Genomic DNA, 12,464 nt, shown 5'->3' on the forward strand with positions numbered 1-12,464 from the left:
ATGTCGCCCGAGTACGTCCGCCCCTACGTCAAGGCGCAGAAGAACGACGACCGCGATGCCGAGGCGATCGCCGAGGCCGCCACGCGCCCGACCATGCGCTTCGTGGCCTTGAAGGCGCAGGAGCAACTCGACATGCAGAGACTGCACCGGGTCCGGTCGCGGCTGGTCGGCATGCGCACCATGCTGATGAACCAGTTGCGCGCGATCCTGCTGGAGCGTGGCCTCGCCTTCCCCCAGGGCCGCCGCAAGTTCGAGACGGCGGTCGGAGGCCTCCTGGAAGATCCCGAAGCACGGGTCGGCGCGCGCATCCGGTCCCTCGTCGCTGAGATCCGCGGGGAATGGGCGGGTCTCGACCGCCGCATCGACGCGCTCGACCGGGAGTTCATCGCGCACGCCCACGCCGACGAGGCGGCGCACCGCTTGGTATCGATCCCCGGCGTCGGGCCGATGACGGCCACGGCCCTGCGCGCGGCCGTCGACGACGGCAGCGCGTTTGCTTCCGCGCGCGACCTGCCCGCCTGGCTCGGCCTCGTGCCACGCCAACACACGACCGGCGGCAAGCCGAAGCTGCTCGGCATCAGCAAGAGGGGCAATGCCTACCTGCGCGGCCTCTTCATCCATGGGGCGCGCGCGGCCCTGGCCTCGCTGTCGAAGGCCGAGGACGCGACCGGACGGTGGCTGCGCGGACTTCTGGCGCGAGCCCACTACAACGTCGTGGTCGTCGCGCTGGCGGCCAAGCTCGCGCGGATCGCCTGGGCGAGGTTGCGCAAAGAGGTGAGCTTCGAGCGGCGTCTGGAGCCGGCGCTAGCTTGAGGCGCCGAGCGGGATCGACCCGAGCCCGAGCCTGACCGCTCGGCGCGGGTCTACGAGGTCTGCGGAAGGACAGTGAAGATGGCCTAACGGTCGAGCGGCGTTCCGGAAGCCTGGCAAAAAAGCGGCCCCCGAGGCCGAATTGCTTATGAGGCCCGGGACGTGCGGCTCTCCATCTTGGCGGCGGTCACCATGCCGACATGCCGGATACGTTTGTGCAGACCGGTCACACGCACCTTCATCGACGACCTTGCAGACGGGGCGGGCCATACGGTTTTTTAAGCAGACGGTTCTCCAGGACGAGATCAGCCACGACCTCTTTGAGCGTCCCCGTCTCGCGGCGCAGACCCCGTACCTCATCCGTGGTGGCCGCACGAGACGTGTCGCCGGACAGGCGCTTCTCGCCAGCCTCCAGGAACTCCTTGGACCAGCCGTAGTCCATCGAGGCGGCGATCCCCTCACGTCGGCACAATTGGCGATGCTGTCCTCGCCACGCAAGCTTTCCAGCACCACACGGATCTTCTCCTCGGACGAGAACTGCGGACGTGTGGCCCGACCGATGTCCTTGATCACCGCTTCTGCCGGCTTCTTGGCCGGCCCGGATGTCTGCTTCATCTTCGCCCCTCAGGGGCTACGATGAACCAGCCATCCTCCGTTCGTAAAGACCCTCAATCTGTCCTACAGGTGCTAACGTCGGACAATACCGGATCGACGCAAGACACAAACGGCCGAGCTACATCAGAGCCTTGGATGCCTCATCGGCTGACCCCGTCGCATCAGCGGATGACGCCGGACCAGTCATCGGCTGACGCCCGAGCCGTTAGGGATCCAACTCGTCATGACCGTCTGACGAGTTGCGATGCTGCCATGGTGACCCGCGACCAGACCGGGTCCCGACACGAAAAAACACCCCAGGAGCGGGTGCTCCCAGGGTGTCGCCGACCTCGCGGCCAGATTGATCGGGCTGGGGATCCGGAGTCCAACAAGTTGCCGGCACCTTTCGCGGCGGCGAGCGATGAGGAGGACCAACACCCTCGCCCGCCGCAACGTCTCCCGGCACAGGAGCCGGGAGCAGTTCGATCCGATCTTAGTACGAGCCGAACTTGTAGTTCAGGCCGGCGCGGACGACGGCGAACTCGTCGTCGCGGCGACCGATGGCGCTGTAGGCGACCGGGACGAGGTTGGCGGCGTTGACGACGAGGGCGCCCTGGTTGCGGTTGCCGCGCTCCAGGTTGACGTACAGGCCTTCGATCTTGAACGTCACGGCCGACGAGCGGAAGAAGTTCAGGAACGACTCGGTCGGGAGGGCGAACTCGACGCCACCGCCGACGGCGTAGCCGGTGCGGAAGCTGTCGTTGCCGGCGTAGCCGCCGAAGGAGCGGTCGGCGCTGCCCGAGCCGTAGGCGAAGCCGCCGGTGCCGTACACGAGGGTGCGGTCGAAGGCGTAGCCGAGGCGGCCGCGCACGGTGCCGAAGTAGTCGAGGCTCGACAGGCCGCGCGGGTCGGTGACGTAGTAGCCCGGGGCCACGGCGCCGCTGATGAAGGCGTTGTTCCGGTTGCGGCCGAAGTCGAGGTACTGGGCGTCGGCCTCGATGCCGACGACCACGCCCGAGCCCGGGGTGAACTGGTAGTTGTAGCCGACCTGGGCGCCGCCGGAGAAGCCGTCCTGGCTGCGGTCGCGGAAGGTGGCGGTGGTGCCGGCGGCGGCGAAGGCGGCGGGGACGCCGAAGACCGAGCTGTTCGAGCGGCTGCTGGCGTCGAAGGCGTAGCCGGCGTTGATACCGAAGTAGGCGCCGGTCCAGGTGAACACGGGCACGGGGGTGAAGACGGGCGGCGGCGCGGCGCGGCGCGGCAGGTCGGCGGCCGAGGCGGCGGCGGTCAGCGCGGTGAAGGCGGCCAGCGAGGCCAGGAGCTTGATCATCGTGTCGGGTCCAGAATTTCTATCTGACGGTAAGGCTACCGATCCATGGGGCAATTGGCTGTAGTTTTACGGACACACCGGCCGACGATGATGGAAGACAGCATAGTAAACCGTTTATGAACCCGGTTTAGACTAGATCAGTACTTTGAAATGTACCGGGCCAAGCGCAATAACGACGAACCCACGACTTAGTTGCATTATGCATCAGGGTTTATAGGCCCTGTTGCTAATAGGATGCAGGCCCGACCATGCATCTCACGGCAAGGTGGCGTATCCCGTCGGGCTCCCCACCACGTCATGCCGATCCGGCCAGAGCACCGCTTCTTCTACCCGATCGACTGGCGCGAGCTGTCGATGGCGATCCGCTTTGGCCGGGCGCAGGGCCGCTGCGAGAGCTGTGGGCGTCCGCACGGGCAGATGATCTATCACCTCGGCGATGGGCGCTAATGGGACGCTGAGGCTAGTCGCTGGCGCGACGGGTGGGGGCGCCGGATCCGAATCAGGTTGGGTACCGACATCCTCGGCCGCGCCCGCAGCACCCATGTCGTGCTGGCAGCTGCACACCGGGATCACGACCCCGCCAACAATGCGGACGCTAACCTCGCAGCCTTCTGCCAGCGCTGTCACATGATCCACGACTGGCCAGAGCATCAGCGTCGGCGCTGGAGCACGCTCTTCAAGCGGAAGGCGATCGGCGATCTGTTCGGTGCGCCTTACTATTAAGGCGTCGAGCGGAGGTCGCCTGCAGTTAAATATTCGTTGCGACCAAAATGCAAATGCCGCTCATTCCGTGAATTTAGCACCAATCAAAAGACAAATTATATGCCGATTCTAAGTTTTGTTAGGCAGCCTACAACTGGTCAATGTCACTTACAGACCGCGAGAAAATTTTTTTGGGTTGTATCCGTGGCCATTTACAATCGACGCCGCCCGCTTTTTTTCAGCGCGCCTATCGCGCTCATGGCAGGGTTACTCGCGTTCGGGCCAGCCCAAGCCGATCTTGCCAACACCGTCCGCGTCGTGCTGCAGAAGGGCAGACACTACAATCCCACCGACCTGTTCCTGCGCCGAGGTGACACAATCGTCCTGGTCAACGGGGACGACGGTGTGATCCATCACGCCTTCATCGAAGCCGATCGGTTCGCGTTCGACGCCGGCGACCAAGAGCCAGGCAAGCAGGCCACGCTGACGCTGAAAGAGCCCGGCGACTTCGTGATCGAGTGCGGTATCCACCCGAAGATGAAGCTCACCCTCCACATCCAGTAGGATGGCCGCCACCGAGCTCCGTCTATCAAGCAGCCTCAGATCACCGGCAGGCCGGTGAGGCCCTCGTACAGGGCCTCGTGGCCGACGTAGTACAACGCCAGGAAGGTCGCGAGCGCACCACCGTAGTAAACCGGCGCCCACGTGATGTCGCGGACCCGCACCGAGGTGCGCGCGTCGTCGGCGGCGATGCCGAGCAGTACGACGATGATCCCGGAATGCCCGATCGAGTCGACCTTGCCGAACTCGAACACCGCAGAGACGAAAATCGCGGCCAGGATGATTGCCGCGGCGCGTCGCACCAATGGGGTCCAGATCAGCGCGAAGGCCAGGGTAAACTCGATGACGCCGGCGGCCTGCATGAACAGTTCGGGCGTCGCGCCCATGGTCATCTGCGGCTTGGCACTGAGCAGCGGATCGGTCCACTGCGGGTAGGCCCACTTCTCTACCGAGGCCCACATCAGCGTGACGGCAGCGGCCCAGCGCACGATGTCCAGCGGGCGCAGGCCGAAGAGCTTCAGGTTGAGGCCTTGGCAGATCAGGTAGATCGCCACCCCGAGGAACACCGGGTAGTCGGCGAGGTGGAAGACGCCGTACTGCGCGGTAGCGAAGCTGAACAGGAAGACGATGCCCAGCCCGGCGAGCGGCATGGTCCGGCGCCAGATCAGGCAGGCGGCCAGCCCGAGCTGGAACCACGGGATCCATGCGACGTCGGTCGCGAGTTCGGGGGTGAGGATGATCCCACCCATCCCCCACAGCGAGACGAAGAAGAAGCCCAGCGTGGCCCGGACCAGCAGCTCGGTGTCGGTGCGGATCCGGGTGGTTACGCGATCCAACGCGTTCATGAGGGCACCGCCGAGCGGCGAGCCCTCGGCCAGGCACCCGAACATCAGGCACAGGATGGCCAGACCGGAGAGCCACTCGAAGTCAGCGCACAGCACCTGCTCGAGACTGCGCGGCTGCCCGGCCACGTCGTACGCGCAGAACCATTTCACGTGAGCGCTGGCGGAGCTCGTACCGGCGAAGAGGGCCAAGGATGGGGTTGCGAGACTTGCCAGCGCGCGCATACCCAGGCGATGCGTCAGCCTGAGCGCCGAGACCCGAACCATGATGACCTCGAAAGACGTGGCGGGCACCGACCCGCCTACGTATTTCCTCACAAACAACGGTATTGCGTCAACGACTTATTAACGAATATTACGCGATGGTTAATAGCAGCCGTATTGCTTATTGCCTGAGCAACGAACGCTAATTCTGATCTTTGCTGACGCTCACGTTCTGGGCCAGGACCCAACCATGGTTACAGGGCCCGGTGTACGCCTGCTCGACGGGCACGAGGATCGTAGTCTGGCAACCGAGCGACGCTGAACCGTAGACGACGCCCAACCACAATCCAAGCTTCTCGCAGACGACGACGATGTCGCCGTCGTGAAGGCGACCGATCTCGCGGAACGGGGCTTCTCCAGGACCGCTCTGCACCGACAAGACGCTCTTCGGCTCAGCCCCAATTTTAATCACACGCCCCTTCTCCGGACAGGCATCGTCGCCGATCGACCCGTGCATCAGGATCGGTACATTCAGAGGGGTCGTTTCGGCCTCGGCTAGGCTGGGCGGCAGGAGCATGAGAAGCAGCCCAAGACGCAGCGCAAGAGATGACATGAACGTGCCGCGCTGCCGCATTCGATAGGGGGCGCTATCACGCTCGCCCGAGTGGGTGTGATGGCGAACAACGCGGCAGGTGCTTCAGGGATCCGGGCCATGAGCCGGCGCTTGCGGTGTCCGGTTCCCCCGCCGCACCGACCCTCACGCGACTGCCCGGCCAAGGCTTCACGGGCGGCCTACGGGGAACTGGACCAGAGAGCGCCTGTCGTCACGTGTTTGCCCGCCGCACGCCTTGCGGTGTCGCGAACGCCTAGGGTGCACAGACGGAAAGAGGCGGTTTTATAGCGGGCGCGAGACAAGCCGTCGTCGGTCAGGCTCTTCCGCGTTGAGCCTTCAGCTGCTGCAAGGCGCGTTCATTCTCGCGATCGAACTGGGCTGGCGTCATTTCTCCAGCGTCCACACGGCGTGCGAGCTGCTTGCGGTATTCCAGCGCGTCCTCTTCCTGCGCGCTCAGCGGCACACTGGCTCGCGCGGCTGCTTGGGTACGTTCAGCCCACTCCGTGTAGCTGATCCGATGCGCATCGCGATCCGCTCTGAGGCGGGCGACCTCTTCTTGGAGGAGCGCAGCGCCCCGGAGCCCTGAAGCGGCTGGCTGCGGTCCTAGAGCGCCTGTTTGGCAAGCGCCTAGCCCAACCGCGATCAGCAGGATTGCGGCGATGTGTTGGTTCATTGACAGCCCCTCGTTCAAGGGAGCTAAACTGGTTCACACCAGTGGGGCGAGAGCGGATCAGACACACTCGACGTCTTGCATTCCGCTCACGGTCGATTGTGTTGAAAAACTCGGAGGCAGCAGCTCAGGCGCCATATAAGGCGATACCTTGAAGAATGTTCGGCTCTCATCGACTGTGCAATCCCACTCAAAGTCCGTCCGAGAGGTCAGGGTGATCGGGCGAGGCGTCTGACGAGGATCATGACGGCTGCGGCGTAGAGGAAAGCTCTGGCGGAGGCGAGGGGCGCTTCCGGGTCCTTCCAGAGGCGCCGGTTGCGACTGATCCAGGTGAAGAACCGTTCAACGACCCACCGGCGTGGATGCACAGCGAAGCCGACCTGATCCGGCGGCTTGCGCACGATCTCGACGGCGATGATCGTCGCGCTCGCGGGCTTGTCGCCGGCATAGCCGGCGTCGGCGAAGGCCTTGGTAATGAACGGGCAGCTTCGGCGTGACACGTGCAGGACCGGCACGGCTCCGTCCCGGTCCCGCACGTCGGCAGGCTGCGGATCGAGGACGAGCGCACGCCCGTCCGTATCGACCAGCGCTTGGCGCCTGCGGCCTTTGACCTTCTTACCGGCGTCGTAGCCGCGCGGCCCGCCGCTCTCCGTGGTTTTGACTGTCTGGCTGTCGAGCACTGCGGCGGACGGCGAGGCTTCGCGTCTGACACGCTCGCGATCAGCCATGAGGAGGTGGTGATTGATCCGGCTAAACAGCCCTGCGTCGCGCCAGCGGCTGAAGGAGCCGAACGTGGTCGATCGCGGCGGCAGATCCTTGGGGATCAGCGGCCATGCGATGCCGCCGCGCAGGACTGAGACGATCGCGTTCAAGATCTCCCGCGGCGTCCAGACCGGAGGCCGCCCGCGTGGCTCAGGCCTCGGCATGAGCGGCTCGATCACCACCCGCTCGGCATCGGTGAGATCGGTTTCATAGCGAAGGCCGGCGCGGCTATGCTGCCGCCGGGTGGTCGGGATCCACATGGCGCTTCCAGGTCAGGCCTCAGCAACCCGCCTGGAATCATCGCCATCCCGGCCCCTCAACCCCGCCTCGGATCATCTTCGGACGGGCTCTGAGGCAGGTAAGTCCCGTCAGCGTGATAGCAGGATCTTTTACATCTGGAGCGGGCCACAATACTATTTCGACCCGGACCGAGTTTTTCAACGAAATCGATCCCGAGCAGCTGTTAGCTCTGAGTAGGACGTGGCTTTTACCACCGCCCCGCAAGCGACGATTGAACGATCACGCTACTTAAAGACTCTGCCTTGTGAGCTGCTCGATCTCATTCCACTACGCGTCCTGCTGGGTTCTCAGGCCTTCAGCGAACGACGGCTTCACGGCGATTTGTAGCACTGTGGTAAGCGCGGCGGTGGTAAAGCCGAGGTCCGCGGCTCTGAGAGTAGCCCGAGATCGGAACCGTCTCGGCTACTGGGTGGGACGGATTGCTTAGGAGCGCCCCGAATAAGCCTCCGGGCCTGTATCCTTGAGCCGCCGCGATCCTGTTCGCCTTTTCGATGCTCATATCGCAGGCGCTCGTCATACCCTGGAGAGCGCCGAGGGCACGCTCATATTCCGGAAGATTGGTGCAGCCCGGTGAAGTCCAAGCCCAAGCCGGAGCTGGGCCTGCGAGCCCAGCGACAAGGGCGGCAACCGCTAAGCTCGTCTGAAATCTCATAATCATCTCGTCTTCATTTCTCTCGCTGGATAACAGTAGTCAGAGACCCAGCGATCCCACCTGCGTCACGTGGCCGGAACCTGCAGGTGACGTCCGGATTGTGGATCGGCGTCGAAGCGTGGGTCTGACGCAATCTCGATGCAGGGCGGCTCATGGTGTGCCGATCAGCCGAGCTTCGAGCAGGTCGAGTTTGGCGCGGCCGAACATCTGCCGCTTTACGAGCTTCAGGCGGCTGATCTGCCCTTCGGTTTGGCCGTTCGACCATGGCTGCGTCAGAGCTGCAGCGACGGCCACTTTGTCTTTCAGCAAGCCGCGCGCGAACGACGACAGAAGACTGCGGGCTGCAGCCTCGATCCAGTGGTCGAGATCGAGTCGCCTTCGTTCGCGGATCATGGCCTGGAAGCGCGACGGCAGGGACCTTGCCTCGTCGAGCATCGGCACCTCCGCCTCAATCGTCGCCACGATGACGGCTTCGGCCTTCGTCAGGCTGTCCCGCCCCGTCGTCATCAGCCGGGAAAGGATGCGTGATGACGGCACCTTGCTGGGAGCGCCCTTCGGCGCACGCTCGCTGCGCCGCCGGCGCGTCGCCCATTCCCCGACTACCCGCAGGCTGCCGGTGAACCCGCTCGCGCGAAGCCGCCGCCAGAGTTCAGCCCCGTTGCGGCAGCCGGCCGCCCATTCGGCATCGAGCCGGGGTAGATAGGCGTCCAGGCTGCTCTGGCGGGCGCGGAAGACGTCGCCGGTCAGACCGCGAAGCACGTCGCGCATGAGTTTGCGGCTGTGCCTGGTCGTCCGGGCAATCTTCTTGATCGACATGCCTTGTCGCGACAGAGCCAGGATCGCCTCGCCGGTCACCTCCCTCCGCAGATAGCCGTCGTACTGCAGGCGCTCGGCGCAAGTCAGCCGTTCGGGATCGACCGTCGCGGCTCCCACAGCGATGCGGATGGCGGACATCGACTTGCGCACGGCATTGAGGAAGGCGGCGCTGGCGTTCTCCATCAAGTGCCATCGGTCAGCGACCTGGATCGCCTTGGGCAGCGCCCGAGCCGTGGCCTCGCCGTAGCAACCCCCGCGGTCGCGGGCGACGACGGTAATTTCGGGATGGGCCGCAAGCCACGCCTCGACGGTGCCGCTCTCCCGATCCGGCAGCAGGGCGATGACACGCCGGCTTTCCAGGTCGCAGACGAGCGTGCCGTAACGCTGTCCTCGTCGGAAGGCCCAGTCGTCGATGCCGATCACGCTCGGAGCTCCACCGGACGGACGGCACGGCGGCGCACGGTCCGCAGCACCGTATCCCGACTGGCCGGGACCATGAGCTGTCGGGCGAAGCTGGCTGCGGGTCTACCGCCGAGGGCGACGCCGAGATGATGCACGATGCAGTCGAGCCGGGCCGTGCGCCGGGCATAGGCGGCGGCAAGGTCAGACGCGAGCCGCTCGGCGAAGATCTTGGTCCGGCAGTCCGATCCGATGCAACGGAAACGACGGACGCGGATATCGAGCGCGACGCGTCTCCCGGCAACCGGCAGGTCCGACAGGGTGCGGGTGTAGTGGCTATGGATTCGAGACGAGGTCCGATCACAGCCCGGGCACCGGGCGGATGCCGCGACCGGCCGGGCTGTGATGGTCAGCACGGCGCCGACCTCGACATGATCGATGACGAGGCCGCGCGGGATGACGGCACCAGCTTGCAGACTGCGAGACATGACAGGATCTCCGACGACGAAAGCCGAGATCCATCAACCCGCCTGCACCGAATGTGAGTCAGACCCGAAGCGTCACCCCTTTCACAAAATTGCTTAAGCTGTTGAGATCAGGCCCGAATTTGATCACGAGGCGGGGTCACGATCGGCGCTGATTGTGACCCCACATCAATCTTAATTCTTTCCACAAAGAACAGAGGTTTAGCTGCATTTATTCCGGGGGCACGCATCAGCGCCGATTAACATCGGTGACCAGATTCGGGTTATTGGTGACCGTCGTCTCGAGACCAACTTTCCCTTTATACGGCTGCAATAGGCCGAGCCGACAAGGACATCCAAACCACATGACGTACGATTGAGTTTCGCGCAACGGCATAACTCGAGATTGCACGATCAACATGGCTTAAGCGATTCCCCTTGGGATGAGCCGGAGCGAACTGAACATCTCGGTAGTTTGCCCCGACTTGCTCACACATTCGAACCGATCAATCATGGTGCCGGTCTGAGCGTTCAGCGGCCCTCAATCCGAGCAATGGCGTAGCCGAGGCTGAACAGCAGTGCATCCGCTGCGGCCTGCACCTCGACGGGGGCGTCGGAGCCCAACGTCTGCTTTAACGTGATCGCCAGATCGGCCGCCCGGTCGAGCGAAGTCTCAGCCTGCGGCGCGCTGCCCATGACATACCGTTCGCCGCCATTACGCATCTCGGTGATGTCGATCAAAATGCCGCGGGATCGCAGCGGTCGGCCGAAGTGATCCTGATAGGTCCGACCACGACTGAGCAGCCAGCATACCGACCCGTCAGGAGCGATGACCCGGTACTCGGACAACACGAGGCCGCCAGCGCGCGCAGCCTTCCGCATATGTTCGGTCAGCCACTCGCGGTCATCGGGATGGACGGCCGCAACCGCGAACACCCCGGTGATCTCGCGCTCGGCCAGATCCGGATCCCCGGTCAGTAGGCGAGCTGCACCGGCATCGTAGCTGACGACCCCACGGGTGTGATCCCAATCCCAGGTCCCGACCACACAAGAGGCTTCCAGCGCACCCCTTAGGCGCTCCATATCCTCGTCAAAACCGTCGATAGCGTTGATGCGCATGGCGCCTCGCGAAACTCAGTTTCTGGCTGCGGCCACTTCGGTACGAGCGAAACAGCACAACCAATCGCTGGCGACCTCTTAAGTTGCATCATGCGTTAGCTTGCAACCCAGCGCCTGCATGGTGTGTTATCCATATCCTTCACATGAAGCCGTCGCCGCATCCGTGAGGCGAGACGCCCAGCGAGGTGCCATGCCCGACGCTTTCAAGGAATGCGACGACGAGCGTGACGTTCGAGGTGCGCTTGGCCGGATCAGCGACGTGCTCGGGGTCCCGGTAGCGTCGTTCTTCGGCTCCAACGCCGACCTATCCGAGTCTCTCCGGCACCAGCGGGAAGAGCAAGTCCTGGGTGTCGTGCGGGCGTATCTCCGGCAGGTTGATCGCGAAGCTGCACGACGCTTCGTCACAGCCGTCCAGGCGCTGGTCGAGACCGACGTGCGATAGTCCGGAGGTTCGAACTTTCCCCGGTCGAACCGTATCGACGAAGCTCGGTCTCAGGATAACGGTTCAGGATGGGGTGACGGCGTGCCCGAGTACCGCTTCGGATCGAGTGGACATCCCGTGTGTATTCTACGGTGTGTGAATCTGCGCCGACCGCCCTCCGCATACGAACCCGAGAGGACGACGACACCCCGGCACGATGGGCAACGTTTCAGGGCCATCGCATAGATGCCCTTCGCCTCGGCGACGCCGATCAAGCGCCATTCCCCTGCGATCTTCACCTCACACGTCTCAGAAGCAGGTGTCGTCATGACTGGCGGCGTTGCGAGTTGAGGCGATCATCGCCAGTCCGGCCATCCCCTCCAGCACCGAAATATGAATTTCCGCCTCTCGCTACTCTGATCGACATTATCCATTTGCCTCATCGAGGGAATCGGTGCAACTTGTACGCGCGGGTATTCCGCTGGATACTACTATTGGGAACACGGGACAACGTGAGGGAAGAAGATGGCCTGGCGCACCAACGCCGCAGATCGAGCCCTGGAGACCGCCCGTGAATTACGGGCAGCCGCCGAGGAGACGCGGCGGACCATCCAGGCATCGCGCGACCTCGTTCAACGGTCGCGCGACCAGACCCTCGCCCTGACGGCTGTTCCCGAGAGCGAGATGTCGCCGCCCGCCAAGGATAACGGACCATCGAATGACCTCGTCCGCTCCCTCATCCGCACCTACGAACTCGCCGAGGATGACGGGGATGCCCGGACCAGGGCCTTGCTCGGGGGCGTACTTCACCATGTCGGATGCCGCATCGCTGCGGTGGTCGGCCCCAAGGCGGCACACATGGTCATGCATTGATCGACGTAGCGCGAGGTCACGCGGATGGGGACGCCATGGATGACGCAGACGCACGGGATCACGATGCCGCTTCTACCCTGGGCCTCATCGCCCAAGCGCTGAACCTCCCAATCGCGACACTCTTCTCGGGCGATCAGGCCGCGCCGCCTACCGAACCGGCGATCATGGTCGAGGGGGACGATCTGGCGCAGACGGCCGAATTGTTGCGCCTGTTCCTGATGCTGAAGGATCTCGAAGCGCGGGAGCGCTGCCTCGATTTCGTTGGGGATCTGGTCGCACGAGAGCCGTGATCCGGGTTGACCGGCCTCGCTCGGCTCGATCGACATCTTCAGTAG

The 12,464-nt window shown here is 64.0% G+C and carries 11 protein-coding genes and 3 pseudogenes; 7 read left to right on the forward strand and 7 right to left on the reverse strand.

Going from position 1 to position 12,464, the window contains the following annotated elements; genetic code table 11:
* On the forward strand, nucleotides 1-813 hold an 813-nt coding region (locus AO398_RS21625; protein WP_152997600.1), incomplete at its 5' end, for an IS110 family transposase.
* A gap of 271 nt (nucleotides 814-1,084) precedes the next feature.
* Here the strand turns inward: AO398_RS21625 and AO398_RS21630 are convergent.
* Nucleotides 1,085-1,425: pseudogene (locus AO398_RS21630) on the reverse strand (transposase); the annotation flags it as partial.
* Between the two features lie 472 nt (nucleotides 1,426-1,897).
* On the reverse strand, nucleotides 1,898-2,731 hold the full coding sequence (locus tag AO398_RS21635; protein WP_058194257.1) for a porin family protein: 834 nt from the start codon (nucleotides 2,729-2,731) through the stop codon (nucleotides 1,898-1,900).
* 297 nt (nucleotides 2,732-3,028) lie between these two features.
* Between AO398_RS21635 and AO398_RS21640 the strand changes: the two are divergent.
* Both AO398_RS21640 and AO398_RS21645 read left to right on the forward strand, forming a co-directional pair.
* Nucleotides 3,029-3,454 (forward strand): annotated as a pseudogene (locus AO398_RS21640) (hypothetical protein).
* A gap of 183 nt (nucleotides 3,455-3,637) precedes the next feature.
* Nucleotides 3,638-3,997 (forward strand): hypothetical protein, encoded by a 360-nt coding sequence (locus tag AO398_RS21645; RefSeq protein ID WP_058194258.1) that lies wholly within the window; start codon nucleotides 3,638-3,640, stop codon nucleotides 3,995-3,997.
* A gap of 35 nt (nucleotides 3,998-4,032) precedes the next feature.
* Here AO398_RS21645 and AO398_RS21650 read toward each other — a convergent pair whose 3' ends face one another.
* Nucleotides 4,033-5,061, reverse strand: a complete 1,029-nt coding sequence (locus tag AO398_RS21650) for a hypothetical protein (protein WP_058194277.1) — start codon at nucleotides 5,059-5,061, stop codon at nucleotides 4,033-4,035.
* 181 nt (nucleotides 5,062-5,242) lie between these two features.
* The gene (locus AO398_RS21655) at nucleotides 5,243-5,653 is read right to left on the reverse strand and encodes an integron (protein ID WP_152997602.1); all 411 of its coding nucleotides are present in this window, start codon (nucleotides 5,651-5,653) and stop codon (nucleotides 5,243-5,245) included.
* A 328-nt stretch (nucleotides 5,654-5,981) separates the two neighbouring features.
* Here AO398_RS21655 and AO398_RS21660 point away from each other — a divergent pair, with 328 nt between their 5' ends.
* Nucleotides 5,982-6,239 (forward strand): hypothetical protein, encoded by a 258-nt coding sequence (locus tag AO398_RS21660; protein WP_058194260.1) that lies wholly within the window; start codon nucleotides 5,982-5,984, stop codon nucleotides 6,237-6,239.
* A gap of 293 nt (nucleotides 6,240-6,532) precedes the next feature.
* Here AO398_RS21660 and AO398_RS21665 read toward each other — a convergent pair whose 3' ends face one another.
* The 3 genes and pseudogenes from AO398_RS21665 to AO398_RS21675 all read right to left on the reverse strand — a co-directional run bounded on the left by AO398_RS21665 (nucleotide 6,533) and on the right by AO398_RS21675 (nucleotide 10,835).
* Nucleotides 6,533-7,345 carry an IS5 family transposase gene (locus AO398_RS21665; protein WP_058194261.1) on the reverse strand — a complete coding sequence of 271 codons (813 nt, stop codon included), beginning with the start codon at nucleotides 7,343-7,345 and terminating at the stop codon, nucleotides 6,533-6,535.
* An 842-nt stretch (nucleotides 7,346-8,187) separates the two neighbouring features.
* Nucleotides 8,188-9,740: pseudogene (locus tag AO398_RS21670) on the reverse strand (ISL3 family transposase).
* Nucleotides 9,741-10,247: 507 nt separating this feature from the next.
* Nucleotides 10,248-10,835 (reverse strand): PAS domain-containing protein, encoded by a 588-nt coding sequence (locus AO398_RS21675; RefSeq protein WP_058194262.1) that lies wholly within the window; start codon nucleotides 10,833-10,835, stop codon nucleotides 10,248-10,250.
* 190 nt (nucleotides 10,836-11,025) lie between these two features.
* Between AO398_RS21675 and AO398_RS21680 the strand changes: the two genes are divergently transcribed.
* The 3 genes from AO398_RS21680 (at nucleotide 11,026) to AO398_RS21690 (ending at nucleotide 12,419) form a co-directional block, all read left to right on the forward strand.
* Nucleotides 11,026-11,277: a hypothetical protein gene (locus AO398_RS21680; RefSeq protein WP_058194263.1), complete on the forward strand. Its 252-nt coding sequence runs from the start codon at nucleotides 11,026-11,028 to the stop codon at nucleotides 11,275-11,277.
* 504 nt (nucleotides 11,278-11,781) lie between these two features.
* Nucleotides 11,782-12,129, forward strand: coding sequence for a hypothetical protein (locus tag AO398_RS21685; RefSeq protein WP_058194264.1), 348 nt, complete (start codon nucleotides 11,782-11,784; stop codon nucleotides 12,127-12,129).
* 35 nt (nucleotides 12,130-12,164) lie between these two features.
* Entirely contained in the window at nucleotides 12,165-12,419 is a 255-nt protein-coding gene (locus AO398_RS21690) for a hypothetical protein (RefSeq protein ID WP_058194265.1), read from the forward strand.
* Nucleotides 12,420-12,464 lie beyond the last annotated feature (45 nt).

Source organism: Methylobacterium sp. GXS13 (assembly GCF_001455965.1).
Taxonomy (GTDB): Bacteria; Pseudomonadota; Alphaproteobacteria; order Rhizobiales; family Beijerinckiaceae; genus Methylobacterium.